28 protein-coding genes are annotated in these 15,728 nt (G+C 54.5%); all 28 read left to right on the top strand.

Annotated features, from left to right (window positions below):
- Positions 1-4: 4 nt before the first annotated feature.
- The 28 genes from fusA (at position 5) to rpsD (ending at position 15,726) form a co-directional block, all read left to right on the top strand.
- A complete protein-coding gene (gene fusA / locus AAEZ05_RS12430) occupies positions 5-2,110 on the top strand; it encodes an elongation factor G (RefSeq protein ID WP_045057465.1) in 2,106 nt (701 codons plus the stop codon).
- Between the two features lie 31 nt (positions 2,111-2,141).
- Positions 2,142-3,335, top strand: coding sequence for an elongation factor Tu (gene tuf / locus AAEZ05_RS12425; protein ID WP_008145495.1), 1,194 nt, complete (start codon positions 2,142-2,144; stop codon positions 3,333-3,335).
- A gap of 141 nt (positions 3,336-3,476) precedes the next feature.
- On the top strand, positions 3,477-3,788 hold the full coding sequence (gene rpsJ, locus AAEZ05_RS12420; RefSeq protein WP_003186070.1) for a 30S ribosomal protein S10: 312 nt from the start codon (positions 3,477-3,479) through the stop codon (positions 3,786-3,788).
- 80 nt (positions 3,789-3,868) lie between these two features.
- Positions 3,869-4,504, top strand: a complete 636-nt coding sequence (rplC, locus tag AAEZ05_RS12415; RefSeq protein ID WP_003186059.1) for a 50S ribosomal protein L3 — start codon at positions 3,869-3,871, stop codon at positions 4,502-4,504.
- 12 nt (positions 4,505-4,516) lie between these two features.
- Positions 4,517-5,119: a 50S ribosomal protein L4 gene (gene rplD, locus AAEZ05_RS12410; RefSeq protein ID WP_007896707.1), complete on the top strand. Its 603-nt coding sequence runs from the start codon at positions 4,517-4,519 to the stop codon at positions 5,117-5,119.
- Complete coding sequence (gene rplW / locus AAEZ05_RS12405; protein WP_002555488.1) at positions 5,116-5,415, top strand: 50S ribosomal protein L23; 300 nt, start codon at positions 5,116-5,118, stop codon at positions 5,413-5,415. The genes rplD and rplW overlap by 4 nt, the downstream gene beginning before the upstream one ends.
- Positions 5,416-5,429: 14 nt before the next feature.
- Positions 5,430-6,254, top strand: a complete 825-nt coding sequence (rplB, locus tag AAEZ05_RS12400; protein ID WP_045057466.1) for a 50S ribosomal protein L2 — start codon at positions 5,430-5,432, stop codon at positions 6,252-6,254.
- 16 nt (positions 6,255-6,270) lie between these two features.
- On the top strand, positions 6,271-6,546 hold the full coding sequence (gene rpsS / locus AAEZ05_RS12395; RefSeq protein ID WP_003232420.1) for a 30S ribosomal protein S19: 276 nt from the start codon (positions 6,271-6,273) through the stop codon (positions 6,544-6,546).
- 11 nt (positions 6,547-6,557) lie between these two features.
- Complete coding sequence (gene rplV / locus AAEZ05_RS12390; RefSeq protein ID WP_003103908.1) at positions 6,558-6,890, top strand: 50S ribosomal protein L22; 333 nt, start codon at positions 6,558-6,560, stop codon at positions 6,888-6,890.
- A gap of 13 nt (positions 6,891-6,903) precedes the next feature.
- Positions 6,904-7,590, top strand: a complete 687-nt coding sequence (rpsC, locus tag AAEZ05_RS12385; protein ID WP_003176422.1) for a 30S ribosomal protein S3 — start codon at positions 6,904-6,906, stop codon at positions 7,588-7,590.
- A 12-nt stretch (positions 7,591-7,602) separates the two neighbouring features.
- Positions 7,603-8,016, top strand: a complete 414-nt coding sequence (gene rplP / locus AAEZ05_RS12380; RefSeq protein ID WP_045057467.1) for a 50S ribosomal protein L16 — start codon at positions 7,603-7,605, stop codon at positions 8,014-8,016.
- Positions 8,016-8,207: a 50S ribosomal protein L29 gene (gene rpmC / locus AAEZ05_RS12375; protein ID WP_008030901.1), complete on the top strand. Its 192-nt coding sequence runs from the start codon at positions 8,016-8,018 to the stop codon at positions 8,205-8,207. Before rplP ends, rpmC begins: the two co-directional genes overlap by 1 nt.
- Before the next feature lie 2 nt (positions 8,208-8,209).
- On the top strand, positions 8,210-8,476 hold the full coding sequence (rpsQ, locus tag AAEZ05_RS12370) for a 30S ribosomal protein S17 (protein ID WP_003176419.1): 267 nt from the start codon (positions 8,210-8,212) through the stop codon (positions 8,474-8,476).
- A 23-nt stretch (positions 8,477-8,499) separates the two neighbouring features.
- Complete coding sequence (gene rplN, locus AAEZ05_RS12365) at positions 8,500-8,868, top strand: 50S ribosomal protein L14 (protein ID WP_002555479.1); 369 nt, start codon at positions 8,500-8,502, stop codon at positions 8,866-8,868.
- Positions 8,869-8,879: 11 nt separating this feature from the next.
- Positions 8,880-9,194 carry a 50S ribosomal protein L24 gene (rplX, locus tag AAEZ05_RS12360; protein ID WP_003176416.1) on the top strand — a complete coding sequence of 105 codons (315 nt, stop codon included), beginning with the start codon at positions 8,880-8,882 and terminating at the stop codon, positions 9,192-9,194.
- A 22-nt stretch (positions 9,195-9,216) separates the two neighbouring features.
- A complete protein-coding gene (rplE, locus tag AAEZ05_RS12355; RefSeq protein ID WP_003176415.1) occupies positions 9,217-9,756 on the top strand; it encodes a 50S ribosomal protein L5 in 540 nt (179 codons plus the stop codon).
- A gap of 13 nt (positions 9,757-9,769) precedes the next feature.
- The gene (gene rpsN, locus AAEZ05_RS12350; RefSeq protein ID WP_003176414.1) at positions 9,770-10,075 is read left to right on the top strand and encodes a 30S ribosomal protein S14; all 306 of its coding nucleotides are present in this window, start codon (positions 9,770-9,772) and stop codon (positions 10,073-10,075) included.
- 208 nt (positions 10,076-10,283) lie between these two features.
- On the top strand, positions 10,284-10,676 hold the full coding sequence (gene rpsH / locus AAEZ05_RS12345; protein ID WP_008065722.1) for a 30S ribosomal protein S8: 393 nt from the start codon (positions 10,284-10,286) through the stop codon (positions 10,674-10,676).
- Between the two features lie 12 nt (positions 10,677-10,688).
- Entirely contained in the window at positions 10,689-11,222 is a 534-nt protein-coding gene (gene rplF / locus AAEZ05_RS12340; RefSeq protein WP_003176412.1) for a 50S ribosomal protein L6, read from the top strand.
- A gap of 10 nt (positions 11,223-11,232) precedes the next feature.
- Positions 11,233-11,583 (top strand): 50S ribosomal protein L18, encoded by a 351-nt coding sequence (rplR, locus tag AAEZ05_RS12335; protein WP_017341069.1) that lies wholly within the window; start codon positions 11,233-11,235, stop codon positions 11,581-11,583.
- 3 nt (positions 11,584-11,586) lie between these two features.
- A complete protein-coding gene (gene rpsE, locus AAEZ05_RS12330) occupies positions 11,587-12,087 on the top strand; it encodes a 30S ribosomal protein S5 (protein ID WP_003186035.1) in 501 nt (166 codons plus the stop codon).
- 2 nt (positions 12,088-12,089) lie between these two features.
- On the top strand, positions 12,090-12,266 hold the full coding sequence (gene rpmD, locus AAEZ05_RS12325) for a 50S ribosomal protein L30 (protein ID WP_003186033.1): 177 nt from the start codon (positions 12,090-12,092) through the stop codon (positions 12,264-12,266).
- A 3-nt stretch (positions 12,267-12,269) separates the two neighbouring features.
- Positions 12,270-12,707, top strand: a complete 438-nt coding sequence (gene rplO, locus AAEZ05_RS12320) for a 50S ribosomal protein L15 (protein WP_007896782.1) — start codon at positions 12,270-12,272, stop codon at positions 12,705-12,707.
- On the top strand, positions 12,708-14,036 hold the full coding sequence (gene secY / locus AAEZ05_RS12315) for a preprotein translocase subunit SecY (RefSeq protein WP_008073883.1): 1,329 nt from the start codon (positions 12,708-12,710) through the stop codon (positions 14,034-14,036).
- Positions 14,037-14,063: 27 nt separating this feature from the next.
- Entirely contained in the window at positions 14,064-14,180 is a 117-nt protein-coding gene (gene rpmJ / locus AAEZ05_RS12310; protein WP_002555468.1) for a 50S ribosomal protein L36, read from the top strand.
- Between the two features lie 130 nt (positions 14,181-14,310).
- Positions 14,311-14,667 carry a 30S ribosomal protein S13 gene (rpsM, locus tag AAEZ05_RS12305; RefSeq protein WP_045057468.1) on the top strand — a complete coding sequence of 119 codons (357 nt, stop codon included), beginning with the start codon at positions 14,311-14,313 and terminating at the stop codon, positions 14,665-14,667.
- A 30-nt stretch (positions 14,668-14,697) separates the two neighbouring features.
- Positions 14,698-15,087 (top strand): 30S ribosomal protein S11, encoded by a 390-nt coding sequence (gene rpsK / locus AAEZ05_RS12300; protein WP_002555466.1) that lies wholly within the window; start codon positions 14,698-14,700, stop codon positions 15,085-15,087.
- Between the two features lie 18 nt (positions 15,088-15,105).
- Complete coding sequence (gene rpsD / locus AAEZ05_RS12295) at positions 15,106-15,726, top strand: 30S ribosomal protein S4 (protein ID WP_003210056.1); 621 nt, start codon at positions 15,106-15,108, stop codon at positions 15,724-15,726.
- Positions 15,727-15,728 lie beyond the last annotated feature (2 nt).

The following is a 15,728-nucleotide window of genomic DNA, read 5'->3' as shown; positions in this document are numbered from 1 at the left end:
CTTTATGGCTCGTACAACACCGATTAATCGCTACCGTAACATTGGTATCGTTGCTCACGTGGATGCTGGTAAAACCACCACCACCGAGCGCGTCCTTTTTTACACTGGCAAAAGTCACAAAATGGGCGAGGTGCATGACGGCGCCGCGACCACAGACTGGATGGTTCAGGAGCAGGAGCGTGGTATTACCATTACTTCTGCTGCCATTACCGCCTTCTGGCAGGGTTCCGAGAAGCAGCACAAGGACCAATACCGCTTCAACGTCATCGACACCCCGGGTCACGTAGACTTCACTATTGAAGTTGAACGTTCCCTGCGTGTTCTCGACGGCGCGGTCGTTGTGTTCTGCGGCACCTCGGGTGTTGAGCCTCAGTCGGAAACCGTATGGCGTCAAGCCAACAAGTACGGCGTTCCACGTCTTGTTTACGTAAACAAGATGGACCGTGCTGGTGCCAACTTCCTGCGCGTGATCGGTCAGATCAAGCAGCGTCTGGGTCACACTCCGGTGCCAATCCAATTGGCCATCGGTTCCGAAGACAACTTCCAGGGTCAGATCGATCTGATCGCTATGGAAGCTGTTTACTGGAACGACGCTGACAAAGGCATGACTCCACGTCGCGAGCCTATCCCTGCTGAATTGCAGGAATTGGCTGACGAGTGGCGCGGCAACATGGTTGAGGCTGCGGCCGAAGCCAGCGAAGAGCTGATGAACAAGTACCTCGAAGGTGAAGAACTCACCAACGCGGAAATCAAGGCCGCTCTGCGTCAGCGTACTATCGCTGGCGAAATCGTCCTGGCTGTTTGCGGTTCTTCCTTCAAGAACAAGGGCGTTCCCCTGGTTCTCGACGCCGTTATCGATTACCTGCCTGCTCCAACTGATATTCCTGCCATCAAGGGTACTGACCCTGATGACGAGGAAAAGCAGATGGAACGTCACGCAGATGACAGCGAGCCGTTCTCGGCTCTGGCTTTCAAAATCGCTACCGACCCATTCGTGGGTACCTTGACTTTCGTCCGTGTTTACTCGGGCGTGTTGGCATCCGGCGACGGCGTGATCAACTCGGTTAAGGGCAAGAAAGAGCGCGTGGGTCGTATGGTGCAAATGCACGCAAACGCCCGTGAAGAAATCAAGGAAGTACGCGCTGGTGACATCGCGGCCTTGATCGGCATGAAGGACGTCACCACTGGCGAAACCTTGTGCAGCGCTGACAAGCCAATCATCCTGGTTCGCATGGACTTCCCGGAGCCGGTTATTTCGGTTGCCGTTGAGCCTAAGACCAAGGATGACCAGGAAAAAATGGGTATCGCTCTGGGCAAGCTTGCTCAGGAAGATCCATCTTTCCGCGTCAAGACTGATGAAGAGACTGGTCAAACGATCATCTCCGGCATGGGCGAGTTGCACCTGGACATCCTGGTTGACCGGATGCGCCGTGAGTTCAACGTCGAAGCCAACATCGGTAAGCCTCAGGTTTCCTATCGTGAGCGCATCACGAAGAACTGTGAAATCGAAGGCAAGTTCGTTCGTCAGTCCGGCGGTCGTGGTCAGTTCGGCCACTGCTGGATCCGTTTTGCTCCTGCTGACGAAGGTCAGGAAGGTCTGCAATTCGTGAACGAAGTAGTGGGTGGTGTGGTTCCTAAGGAATACATCCCGGCTATCCAGAAGGGCATCGAAGAGCAGATGAAGAACGGCGTTGTTGCCGGCTATCCGCTGATCGGCCTGAAGGCTACTGTGTTTGATGGTTCCTACCACGACGTCGACTCCAACGAGATGGCGTTTAAGGTGGCTGCATCCATGGCGACCAAGCAACTGGCCCAGAAGGGCGGTGGTGAGCTGCTTGAGCCGATCATGGCGGTAGAGGTTGTTACACCTGAAGACTATATGGGTGACGTGATGGGCGACCTTAACCGTCGTCGCGGCATGATCCTGGGTATGGAAGATACGGTTTCCGGCAAAGTTATTCGTGCCGAGGTTCCGTTGGGTGAGATGTTCGGTTACGCAACCGACGTTCGCTCCATGTCCCAAGGTCGCGCAAGCTACTCTATGGAATTCAAAAAATACAATACGGCTCCGTCGCACATCGTCGAAACCGTTACCAAAAAACAAGGCTGATTCAGCCCCTTTAGGCTAGGAGTTAATTGTCGTGGCTAAAGAAAAATTTGACCGTACCCTCCCGCACGTCAACGTTGGCACCATCGGTCACGTCGACCACGGTAAAACCACGCTGACCGCTGCTCTGACTCGCGTCTGCTCCGAAGTTTTCGGTTCGGCCGTTGTTGCTTTCGACAAGATCGACAGCGCTCCGGAAGAAAAGGCTCGTGGTATCACCATCAACACCGCGCACGTTGAATACAACTCGCTGATCCGTCACTACGCTCACGTTGACTGCCCAGGTCACGCTGACTATGTGAAGAACATGATCACCGGTGCTGCGCAGATGGACGGCGCTATCCTGGTTTGCTCGGCCGCTGATGGTCCGATGCCACAAACCCGTGAGCACATCCTGCTGTCCCGTCAGGTTGGCGTTCCGTACATCGTTGTCTTCCTGAACAAGGCTGACATGGTAGACGACGCTGAGCTGCTGGAACTGGTTGAGATGGAAGTGCGCGATCTGCTGAGCACTTACGACTTCCCAGGCGACGACACCCCGATCATCATCGGTTCCGCTCTGATGGCTCTGAACGGCCAAGACGACAACGAAATGGGCACCACTGCCGTTCGTAAACTGGTTGAGACTCTGGACAGCTACATCCCAGATCCAGTCCGTGTTATCGACAAGCCGTTCCTGATGCCAATCGAAGACGTATTCTCGATCTCCGGTCGCGGTACTGTTGTAACTGGCCGTATCGAGCGCGGTATCGTCAAGGTTCAGGATCCACTGGAAATCGTTGGTCTGCGTGACACTACCGTCACCACCTGCACCGGTGTTGAAATGTTCCGTAAGCTGCTCGACGAAGGTCGTGCTGGCGAGAACTGCGGCGTGCTGCTGCGCGGCACCAAGCGTGACGACGTTGAGCGTGGCCAGGTTCTGGTCAAGCCAGGTTCGGTTAAGCCGCACACTACCTTCGAAGCTGAAGTGTACGTGTTGAGCAAAGAAGAAGGCGGTCGTCACACTCCGTTCTTCAAAGGCTACCGTCCACAGTTCTACTTCCGGACCACTGACGTGACCGGTAACTGCGAACTGCCGGAAGGCGTTGAAATGGTAATGCCAGGCGACAACATCAAAATGGTTGTCACCCTGATCAAAACCATCGCAATGGAAGATGGTCTGCGTTTCGCCATTCGTGAAGGCGGTCGTACCGTCGGCGCTGGCGTCGTAGCCAAAATCATCGCTTAATAAGTGATGACTTGAAAAAGCCCCCGCCTAGCGGGGGCTTTTTTATTGGGTTGACACTGTGGTAGCCCGTCTATAGAATTGCGCCTCCTTTTAACGGGCGTATTGCGCTCGCTGGGAATAGCAGCCGGAGTCTGAAATCCAATGCAAAATCAGCAAATCCGTATCAGGTTGAAGGCTTTTGACCATCGCCTGATCGACCAATCCACCCAGGAAATCGTGGAAACCGCGAAACGTACTGGTGCTCAAGTGCGTGGTCCAATTCCACTGCCTACCCGTAAAGAGCGGTTCACCGTTCTGGTCTCCCCGCACGTCAACAAAGACGCGCGTGACCAGTACGAGATCCGTACTCATAAGCGCGTACTGGACATCGTCCAGCCAACGGATAAAACCGTTGATGCTCTTATGAAGCTTGATCTTGCGGCCGGTGTGGAAGTGCAGATCAGCCTCGGCTAAGACTCGGTCTTAGTCGTGTAACGCTCTGAAATGGGCGGCCATAGCGGGTGAAAGCCCCGTACACTCATGAGGTTTACAACATGACTATTGGTGTAGTCGGTCGTAAATGCGGTATGACCCGTATTTTCACCGAAGAAGGTGTCTCCATTCCGGTCACGGTCATTGAGATCGAGCCGAATCGCGTCACCCAGTTCAAAACTGAAGAAACCGATGGCTATCGTGCAGTGCAAGTCACTGTAGGCGAGCGTCGTGCTTCGCGTGTTACAGCTGCTCAGGCTGGCCACTTCGCTAAAGCGAACGTTGCCGCTGGTCGTACCGTAATGGAATTCCGCCTTGAAGAAGGCGAGTACCAGGCCGGCGATCTGATCAACGCTGAAATCTTCGCCGCTGGTCAACTGGTTGATGTAACCGGTCAGTCCAAAGGTAAAGGCTTCCAGGGTACGATCAAGCGTTGGAACTTCCGCGGGCAAGATAATACCCACGGTAACTCCGTGTCCCACCGCGTTCCAGGCTCTATCGGCCAGTGCCAGACTCCTGGTCGTGTATTCAAGGGCAAAAAAATGTCCGGTCATATGGGCGCTGAGCGCGTGACCGTGCAGTCCCTCGAAGTAGTGCGCGTGGACGCTGAACGCAATCTGTTGTTGGTCAAGGGCGCTGTTCCTGGCGCTACTGGCGGCAACTTGGTTGTACGTCCAGCAGCCAAGGCTCGCGGTTAAGGGGAAGCTGACATGCAATTAAATGTAAATGACGCTCAAGCGATCGAAGTTTCCGAACTGACATTTGGCGGCGAATTCAACGAGACGCTGGTTCACCAAGCAGTCGTGGCCTACATGGCCGGCGGCCGTCAAGGTAGCAAGCAGCAAAAGACCCGTTCCGACGTTCGTGGTGGCGGTAAGCGCCCATGGCGTCAGAAAGGTACTGGCCGCGCGCGTGCCGGTACTATCCGTAGCCCAATCTGGCGTGGCGGCGGTACCACTTTCGCAGCTCGTCCTCAGGATCACACCCAGAAGCTGAACAAGAAGATGTATCGCGCAGCAATGCGTTCCATCCTTGCTGAGCTGGTGCGTACTGATCGTCTGGTTGTGGTTCAGGACTTCGCTGTTGATGCACCGAAGACCAAAGATCTGCTGAACAAACTGACCGGCATGGGCCTGACTGACGTCTTGATCGTGTCTGAAGTGGTTGATCAGAACCTGTACCTGGCTGCTCGCAACCTGCCACACGTTGATGTACGTGACGTGCAAGGTTCCGATCCAGTTAGTCTGATCGCATACGACAAGGTGTTGATCACCGTGTCGGCCGTGAAGAAATTCGAGGAGCTGCTGGGATGAACCAGGAACGCGTATTTAAAGTTCTGCTTGGCCCGCACGTTTCCGAGAAGGCTACGGTTCTGGCTGACAAGAAAGGCCAGTTCGTTTTCAAGGTTGCAACTGACGCAACCAAGCTGGAAATCAAGAAGGCCGTCGAAAGCCTGTTCAGCGTGAAAGTAGAGCGTGTTACTACCCTGAATGTTCTGGGTAAGAGCAAGCGCACTGCTCGCGGTCTGGGCAAGCGTAATGACTGGAAGAAGGCAGTTATCTCCCTTCAGCCAGGCCAAGATCTCGATTTCAGCAGCAGTGCTGAGTAAGGAAGGGGTGCATCATGGCAATCGTTAAATGCAAACCGACTTCCCCTGGCCGCCGTCATGTGGTCAAGGTGGTCAACCAGGAGCTGCATAAAGGCGCTCCTCACGCACCGCTGCTCGAGAAAAAATCGAAGACTGGTGGTCGTAACAACAATGGTCGTATTACCACTCGTCACATCGGTGGTGGCCATAAGCAGCATTATCGTCTGGTCGATTTCCGTCGCAACGACAAAGATGGCATTCCAGCCACTGTCGAGCGTATCGAATACGATCCAAACCGTACTGCTCACATTGCTCTTATGTTGTACGCAGACGGCGAACGCCGTTACATCATCGCCCCTAAAGGCGTGAGCGCTGGCGACCAGCTGATTTCGGGTGCTTTGGCTCCGATCAAGCCGGGCAACCAGTTGCAACTGCGCAGCATTCCAGTTGGTAGTACCGTACACGGCATCGAATTGAAGCCAGGTAAAGGCGCGCAAATCGCTCGTTCCGCTGGTGCTTCGGCTCAGCTGATCGCTCGTGAAGGTGTCTACGTGACCCTGCGTCTGCGTTCTGGTGAGATGCGTAAAGTGCTGGCTGAATGCCGCGCGACCCTGGGTGAAGTCTCGAACTCCGAGCACAGCCTGCGTTCGCTGGGTAAAGCTGGTGCCAAACGCTGGCGTGGCGTTCGCCCAACCGTTCGTGGTGTTGCCATGAACCCGGTTGACCACCCACATGGTGGTGGTGAAGGTCGTACCTCTGGTGGTCGTCATCCGGTATCGCCATGGGGCTTCCCGACTAAGGGCGCGAAGACTCGTGGTAATAAGCGTACCGACAAAATGATCGTCCGTCGTCGCAAGTAAATAGAGGGATACGACAGTGCCACGTTCTCTGAAAAAAGGTCCTTTTATTGATCTTCACCTACTGAAGAAGATCGAAGTGGCGGCGGAAAAGAACGATCGCAAACCAGTTAAAACCTGGTCGCGTCGTTCGATGATCCTGCCACAAATGGTCGGTCTGACCATCGCTGTACACAACGGTCGTCTCCACGTCCCAGTTCTCGTTAACGAAGACATGGTCGGCCACAAACTAGGCGAGTTTGCCGGTACCCGCACTTACCGTGGGCACGTGGCAGACAAGAAAGCCAAGCGTTAAGGGGTTAGGAAATGGAAGTAGCCGCTAAGTTGTCGGGCGCTCGAATCTCCGCCCAGAAAGCCCGCTTGGTCGCCGACCAGATCCGCGGGAAGAAGGTGGGCGAAGCGCTCAACCTGTTGGCTTTCAGCAGTAAGAAAGCCGCCGAGATCATGAAGAAAGTGCTGGAGTCGGCCGTAGCCAACGCCGAGCATAACGAAGGCGCAGACGTTGATGACCTTAAAGTCAGCACCGTTTTCGTCAACGAAGGGCGTTCGCTGAAGCGAATCATGCCACGTGCCAAAGGCCGTGCTGATCGCATCGTCAAGCGGTCTTGCCATATCACTGTCAAGGTTGCTGACAAGTAACGGAGTCGAAGAGATGGGTCAGAAAGTACATCCCATTGGCATTCGCCTGGGAATCGTCAAGGAGCACACCTCCGTCTGGTACGCAGACGGTCGGACTTATGCGGACTATTTGTTCGCTGATCTGAAGGTGCGTGAGTATCTCCAAGACAAACTAAAAAGCGCGTCCGTAAGCCGTATCGATATCCATCGTCCGGCTCAAACAGCACGTATCACCATCCACACCGCTCGTCCAGGTATCGTTATCGGGAAGAAAGGTGAAGATGTTGAGAAACTGCGTCAGGACCTGACCAAGCAAATGGGTGTGCCTGTGCACATCAATATCGAAGAAATCCGCAAGCCGGAGCTCGACGGTATGTTGGTTGCGCAGAGCGTAGCTCAGCAGCTGGAGCGTCGCGTAATGTTCCGTCGCGCTATGAAGCGCGCTGTACAGAACGCCATGCGCATTGGTGCCAAAGGCATCAAAATCCAAGTGAGCGGTCGTCTCGGCGGTGCTGAAATCGCACGTACTGAATGGTATCGCGAAGGTCGTGTGCCACTGCACACCCTGCGTGCCGACATCGACTATGCCAACTACGAAGCTCACACCACTTACGGTGTGATCGGTGTAAAGGTTTGGATCTTCAAAGGCGAAGTAATTGGTGGTCGCCAAGAAGAACTGAAACCACAAGCACCAGCGCCTCGTAAAAAAGCTGCTAAGTAAGGGGTACGCCAAATGTTGCAACCAAAGCGTACGAAGTTCCGCAAGCAGATGACTGGCCACAACCGTGGCTTGGCTCAGCGCGGTAGCAAAGTCAGCTTCGGCGAATATGCGCTGAAGTCTGTAGCTCGTGGTCGTCTCACCGCTCGTCAGATCGAGTCAGCGCGTCGTGCACTGACCCGTCACGTTAAACGTGGCGGCAAGATCTGGATCCGTGTATTCCCGGACAAGCCGATCTCCAAAAAGCCCCTCGAAGTTCGGATGGGTAAAGGTAAGGGTTCTGTGGAGTACTGGGTTGCCCAGATTCAGCCAGGCAAAGTCCTGTATGAAATCGAGGGTGTTACTGAAGAGCTGGCGCGTGAGGCATTTGCCTTGGCTGCTGCAAAGCTGCCGCTCGCCACCGCCTTCGTTAAACGGACGGTGATGTGATGAAAGCGAACGAACTTCGTGAAAAAGACGCGCCGCAGCTTAACGAGCAACTGCTCGGCCTGCTGCGCGACCAGTTCAATCTGCGCATGCAGAAAGCAACTGGCCAGTTGGGGCAGTCTCACCTGCTCCGGCAAGTTAAGCGTGACATCGCTCGCGTGAAGACTGTGCTCAAACAGCAGGCAGGTAAGTAATCATGGCTGAAGCCGAAAAAACCGTCCGTACGCTGACTGGCCGTGTTGTCAGCGACAAAATGGACAAGACCATCACCGTTCTGATCGAGCGTCGCGTAAAGCACCCGATCTACGGTAAATACGTTAAGCGTTCGACTAAGCTGCACGCGCACGACGAAACCAATCAGTGCCACATCGGCGACAAAGTCACTATTCGTGAAACTCGTCCTTTGGCCAAGACCAAGTCTTGGGCGCTGGTTGATGTTCTCGAACGCGCTGTGGAAGTCTAAGGACTAGGGGTCGGAGAAATTATATGATTCAGACTCAATCCATGCTCGATGTGGCCGATAACAGCGGCGCACGCCGCGTTATGTGCATCAAGGTGCTGGGTGGCTCCCATCGTCGTTACGCTGGTATCGGTGACATCATCAAAGTTACCGTGAAGGAAGCAATTCCTCGCGGTAAAGTGAAAAAAGGCCAAGTGATGACTGCTGTTGTAGTCCGCACTCGTCACGGCGTACGCCGTGCTGATGGCTCCATTATCCGCTTTGATGGCAACGCTGCTGTTCTTCTGAACAACAAGCAAGAGCCGATCGGCACCCGTATCTTTGGGCCAGTGACCCGTGAACTTCGTACTGAGAAGTTCATGAAGATCGTCTCGCTCGCCCCAGAAGTGCTGTAAGGAGATCCGACATGCAAAAGATTCGTCGTGACGACGAGATCATCGTGATCGCCGGCAAAGACAAAGGTAAGCGCGGTAAGGTGCTTAAGGTTCTCGCTAACAACCGTCTGGTTATTGGTGGTCTGAACCTGGTTAAGCGTCATACCAAGCCTAACCCGATGTCGGGCGTGCAAGGCGGTATCGTCGAAAAAGAAGCTCCACTGGACGCTTCTAACGTCGCCATTTTCAACGGCGAAACCAACAAGGCTGATCGCGTTGGTTTCAAAGTAGAAGACGGCAAGAAAATTCGTGTCTTCAAGTCGACCCAAAAAGCGGTTGATGCTTGAACACTGCTAGGTAGATGAGACCATGGCACGACTAAAAGAGATTTACTGGAAAGAAATCGCACCGAAGCTTAAGGAAGAACTTAAGCTTTCGAACGTGATGGAAGTTCCACGCGTTACAAAAATCACCCTGAACATGGGGCTGGGCGAAGCGGTCGGTGACAAAAAAGTCATCGAGCACGCTGTTGCCGACCTGGAAAAGATCACCGGTCAGAAAGTCGTTGTGACTTACGCTCGGAAATCCATCGCTGGCTTTAAAGTCCGTGAAGGTTGGCCGATCGGCGTCAAAGTGACCCTGCGCCGTGAGCGTATGTACGAATTCCTGGATCGTCTGCTGTCGATCTCCCTGCCTCGGGTCCGCGACTTCCGCGGCCTGAATGCCAAGTCCTTCGATGGTCGTGGTAACTACAGCATGGGCGTTAAAGAGCAGATCATCTTCCCGGAAATCGACTACGACAAGATCGATGCTCTCCGCGGTCTGGACATTACCCTGACCACCACTGCCAAGAACGATGATGAAGGTCGCGCCCTGTTGCGTGCTTTCAAATTCCCGTTCCGCAACTGATTGGAGTAGGAAAATGGCCAAGATGAGCATGAAAAACCGCGAGCTGAAACGTCAGCTCACGGTTGCCAAGTACGCCAAAAAGCGTGCAGCACTGAAAGCTATCATCGTTGATCTGAACGCAAGTCCAGAAGCGCGTTGGGAAGCTACAGTAGCTCTGCAGAAGCAGCCACGTGACGCAAGCGCCTCGCGCATGCGTAACCGCTGCCGCCTGACCGGTCGTCCACACGGCGTTTACCGCAAGTTCGGCCTCGGCCGTAACAAACTGCGTGAAGCTGCAATGCGTGGTGACGTACCTGGTCTGGTTAAAGCCAGCTGGTAAGTACTTTCGAAGTCCAGGTGGCCAGAATCGCAAGAGACTGACCGCCGGTGACCTAGAATCTGGAACAAGCCCCTTTTGGGGCTTGTTTCATTTCCGGAGTATGTCTAAAATACGCGGCTCGCCTGAGCCCGTGTGTTTTAGGCCCGGAGATTCTCGGCGACATATGTAGCCGCAAGGCTAATTTTTTTGTATTAGGAGCGTCTAGCCCATGAGTATGCAGGACCCGTTAGCGGACATGCTAACTCGAATCCGTAATGCCCAGATGGCTGAAAAGTCCGTCGTAAGCATGCCTTCTTCCACGTTGAAGGTGGCTGTAGCTAAAGTCCTGAAGGACGAAGGTTACATCGCGGGTTATCAGATCAGCAGCGAAACAAAACCACTGCTGTCTATCGAGCTGAAATATTTCGAAGGCCGTCCGGTCATCGAAGAAGTGAAGCGCGTTAGCCGTCCAGGCCTGCGTCAGTACAAGTCCGTCGATGATCTGCCAAAAGTTCGTGGCGGTCTCGGTGTGTCTATCGTCTCCACCAACAAAGGTGTGATGACGGATCGTGCTGCGCGCGCTGCCGGTGTCGGCGGCGAAGTTCTTTGCACTGTGTTCTAAGGGGGGATAAGCATGTCACGCGTCGCTAAGAACCCCGTTAAGCTGCCAGCCGGTGTCGAAGTCAAATTCGCAGGCCAACAGCTTTCGGTGAAGGGTGCCAAGGGCACTCTCGAACTGAACATCCATTCGTCCGTTGAGATCGTTGAAGAAGCTGGTGAGCTGCGTTTCGCTGCTCGCAATGGCGATCAACAAACTCGCGCAATGGCTGGTACCACTCGTGCGTTGGTAAACAACATGGTCCAAGGCGTAAGCCAAGGCTTCGAGCGCAAGCTCCAGCTGGTCGGTGTTGGTTACAAAGCGCAAGCAAAAGGCACAGTGCTGAATCTGGCTCTTGGCTTCTCGCACCCAGTGGATTATGAACTGCCGGAAGGCATCACCGCTGAGACTCCTAGCCAGACCGATATCCTGATCAAGGGCATCGACAAGCAGCTGGTAGGTCAAGTGGCCGCCGAGATCCGCGACTTCCGTCCACCAGAGCCGTACAAAGGCAAAGGTGTGCGCTACGCGGACGAAGTCGTCCGTCGTAAAGAAGCCAAGAAGAAGTAGGGCATAGCAAATGACCGACAAAAAAGTTACTCGACTGCGTCGCGCTCGCAAAGCACGCCTGAAAATGCACGAACTCGAAGTCGTGCGTCTCTGCGTGTTCCGCTCGTCGCAGCACATTTACGCCCAGGTCATTTCGGCCGACGGCGCCAAAGTTCTGGCATCCGCCTCGACTTTGGATAAAGAACTGCGTGATGGTGCCACTGGCAACATCGACGCGGCCACTAAGGTTGGCCAGCTGGTCGCTACGCGTGCTAAGGCCGCTGGCGTCTCGCAAGTGGCTTTCGACCGCTCTGGCTTCAAGTACCACGGCCGCGTTAAAGCGCTGGCTGATGCTGCTCGTGAAGCTGGGCTGGAGTTCTAAGTTATGTCAAATAACGACCAAAAGCGCGACGAAGGCTACATCGAGAAGCTGGTTCAAGTTAACCGCGTAGCCAAAACCGTTAAAGGCGGCCGTATCTTCACTTTCACCGCGTTGACCGTGGTTGGTGATGGTAAAGGGCGCGTTGGCTTCGGCCGTGGCAAGTCGCGTGAAGTGCCTGCTGCGATCCAGAAGGCAATGGAAGCTGCTCGCCGCAACATGATCCAAGTTGACCTGAACGGCACCACTCTGCAGTACGCAATGAAGTCCGCTCACGGCGCTTCGAAGGTGTACATGCAGCCTGCTTCTGAAGGTACCGGTATCATCGCTGGCGGCGCTATGCGTGCTGTCCTCGAGGTTGCTGGCGTTCAGAACGTTCTGGCCAAGTGCTATGGCTCGACTAACCCGGTAAACGTGGTTCACGCCACTTTCAAAGGTTTGAAAGCTATGCAGTCTCCTGAATCCATTGCCGCCAAGCGTGGCAAAAGCGTCAAGGAGATCTTCTGATCATGGCTACCGTTAAAGTAACGCTGATCAAAAGCATGACCGGCCGCATCCCTAACCACAAACTGTGCGTTAAGGGTCTGGGTCTGCGTCGCATCGGTCACACTGTAGAAGTACTTGATACTCCCGAGAATCGCGGGATGATCAACAAGGCTTACTACATGCTGCGTGTCGAGGGTTAATCGATGAAACTCAATGATCTGAGTCCAGCGCCGGGTTCCCGTCGCGAAAAGCATCGTCCGGGCCGTGGTATCGGTAGTGGTTTGGGCAAGACCGGTGGCCGTGGCCACAAAGGTCAGTCCTCCCGCTCCGGTGGCACCATTGCTCCAGGCTTTGAAGGCGGTCAACAGCCGCTGCATCGTCGCCTGCCGAAGTTCGGTTTCGTTTCCCTGAAAGCCATGGACCGCGCAGAAGTGCGTCTGTCCGAGCTGGCTAAAGTGGAAGGCGACATCGTCACCGTGCAGTCCCTGAAAGATGCCAACGTGATCAACGTCAACGTTCAGCGTGTGAAAATCATGCTGTCCGGCGAAGTTACTCGCGCTGTTACCATCGGAAAGGGAATCGGCGCCACCAAAGGTGCGCGTGCGGCTATCGAAGCAGCTGGCGGCAAGTTCGAGGAATAAATGGCTAAGCAAGGTGCTCTCTCTGCGCTCGGCAAAGGCGGTATGTCTGAACTCTGGGCTCGTCTGCGTTTTCTGTTCCTGGCGATTATCGTCTACCGAATAGGCGCACACATCCCGGTTCCAGGTATCAACCCGGACCGACTCGCGGACCTGTTTCGACAGAATGAGGGGACCATTCTTAGCTTGTTCAACATGTTTTCCGGCGGCGCGCTGGAGCGGATGAGCATCTTTGCACTGGGGATCATGCCGTACATTTCGGCATCGATCATCATGCAACTGATGACAGCCGTCAGCCCGCAGCTGGAGCAGTTGAAGAAGGAAGGTGAAGCTGGGCGTCGCAAGATTGCCCAGTACACCCGCTACGGCACTGTCGTCCTCGCTCTCGTTCAGGCAATTGGCATGTCCATTGGTCTGGCGGGGCAGGGCGTATCGTTCACTGGTGACTTTGGCTTCCATTTCGTCGCGGTATCCACTTTTGTGGCTGGTGCGATGTTCATGATGTGGCTGGGTGAGCAGATTACTGAGCGTGGTGTTGGCAACGGTATCTCGATGTTGATTTTCGCAGGTATCGTCGCCGGTCTTCCGAGAGCGATCGGGCAGTCTTTCGAGTCTGCGCGTCAGGGTGATATCAACATTTTCGCCCTGGTTGCGATCGGTTTGCTGGCAGTAGCGATTATCGGTTTTGTGGTGTTCATTGAGCGTGGCCAGCGTCGTATTGCTGTTCACTACGCCAAGCGTCAGCAGGGCCGCAAGGTCTTCGCTGCGCAGACTAGCCACTTGCCGCTGAAGGTGAACATGGCCGGTGTTATTCCGGCTATTTTCGCGAGCAGCATTTTGCTGTTCCCGGCTTCGTTGGGTACCTGGTTCGGTCAGTCTGAAGGTATGGGCTGGTTGCAGGACATCTCGCAGTCGATCGCTCCTGGTCAGCCGTTGAATATTCTGCTGTTTAGTGCAGGGATTATTTTCTTCTGCTTCTTCTATACGGCGTTGATGTTCAATCCGAAAGACGTAGCGGAAAACCTGAAGAAGTCCGGTGCCTTTATTCCGGGCATCCGTCCAGGCGAGCAGTCGGCGCGCTACATTGATGGCGTTCTGACGCGTTTGACCCTGTTCGGTGCTCTATATATGACGGCCGTGTGCCTGCTGCCCCAGTTCCTGGTGGTTGCGGCAAACGTTCCGTTCTACCTTGGCGGGACCTCGTTGCTGATCGTCGTCGTGGTTGTGATGGACTTCATGTCCCAAGTACAATCGCACCTCGTTTCGCACCAGTACGAATCCCTGATGAAGAAAGCCAACCTGAAGGGTTACGGCAGCGGAATGTTGCGCTGAGTACCCATAAGGTTCGAGGAGTTGGTGATGAAAGTTCGTGCATCGGTGAAAAAGCTGTGCCGTAACTGCAAGATTATTCGCCGCGAAGGTGTTGTTCGAGTAATTTGCAGCGCGGAACCGCGTCACAAACAGCGCCAAGGCTGAGTGTGATTGTGCTTCAAGCCCGGTAGCTAGTGCGCTACCGGGTTGATTATTTGTTATTACAGCGATATTATCTCGCGCCCTATTTCTTGGCTTCCGGGGCGTAGGTAGCTGTCAATTGGAGTCCCACTGAATGGCCCGTATTGCAGGCGTTAACATTCCAGATAACAAGCATACTGTTATCTCGCTGACCTACATCTATGGTGTTGGTCGCACTACTGCGCAGAAAATTTGCGTGGTTGCTGGGGTAAACCCAGCCGCTAAGATCAAGGATCTGAGCGACGAGCAGATTGAATTGCTGCGTGGCGAAGTGGCGAAGTTCACCACTGAAGGTGACCTGCGTCGCGAAATCAACATGAAAATCAAGCGTTTGATGGACCTCGGTTGCTATCGCGGTCTGCGTCATCGTCGTGGTCTTCCAGTGCGCGGTCAGCGTACCAAGACTAACGCGCGTACCCGTAAAGGTCCGCGTAAGCCGATCCGCAAGTAATCGCCCCAGCGAATCGACAGGAAAATTATCATGGCAAAACCTGCTGCTCGTCCTCGTAAAAAAGTTAAAAAGACAGTGGTTGATGGCATCGCCCACATCCATGCTTCTTTTAACAACACAATCGTGACCATCACCGACCGTCAAGGTAACGCGCTTTCTTGGGCTACCTCCGGTGGTTCGGGTTTCCGCGGTTCCCGCAAGTCCACCCCGTTTGCTGCTCAAGTAGCTGCTGAACGTGCTGGTCAAGCTGCGCTGGAATACGGCCTGAAAAACCTCGACGTTAACGTCAAGGGTCCAGGTCCAGGTCGTGAGTCTGCTGTCCGTGCTTTGAACGGCTGTGGCTATAAGATCGCCAGCATCACCGACGTGACGCCAATCCCGCACAACGGGTGCCGTCCGCCGAAGAAGCGCCGCGTGTAATCCAGGAGATTGTAAAGAATGGCTCGTTACATTGGTCCAAAATGCAAACTCGCTCGTCGCGAAGGCACCGATCTCTTCCTGAAGAGCGGCGTGCGCGCGATCGAATCGAAGTGCAACATTGAAGCAGCACCTGGTATCCACGGCCAACGCCGCGGTCGCCAGTCCGATTACGGCACCCAACTGCGTGAAAAGCAGAAGGTCCGTCGTATCTACGGCGTTCTCGAGCGTCAATTCAGCGGCTACTACAAAGAAGCTGCTGGCAAGAAAGGTGCAACCGGTGAAAACCTGCTGCAACTGCTCGAATGCCGTCTGGACAACGTTGTATACCGTATGGGCTTTGGTTCGACTCGTGCCGAATCCCGTCAGCTGGTATCGCACAAATCCGTAAGCGTTAACGGTCAGACCGTAAACGTGCCGTCGTACCAGGTTCGTGCTGGTGACGTGGTCGCGATTCGCGAGAAAGCAAAGAACCAACTTCGCATTGTCCAAGCTCTCGATCTGTGTGCCCAACGTGGCCGCGTAGAATGGGTAGAAGTAGACACTGAGAAGAAGTCGGGCGTTTTCAAGAACGTTCCAGCTCGCAGTGATCTGTCCGCCGACATCAACGAAAGCCTGATTGTCGAGCTCTACTCCAAGTAAGG

Origin of the sequence: Pseudomonas sp. HY13-MNA-CIBAN-0226 (assembly GCF_040310305.1) — a bacterium.
Taxonomy (GTDB): domain Bacteria; phylum Pseudomonadota; class Gammaproteobacteria; order Pseudomonadales; family Pseudomonadaceae; genus Aquipseudomonas; species Aquipseudomonas gregormendelii.
The sequence above is the reverse complement of the archived record's forward strand: the minus strand, read 5'-3'. Positions and strand labels throughout refer to the sequence as shown.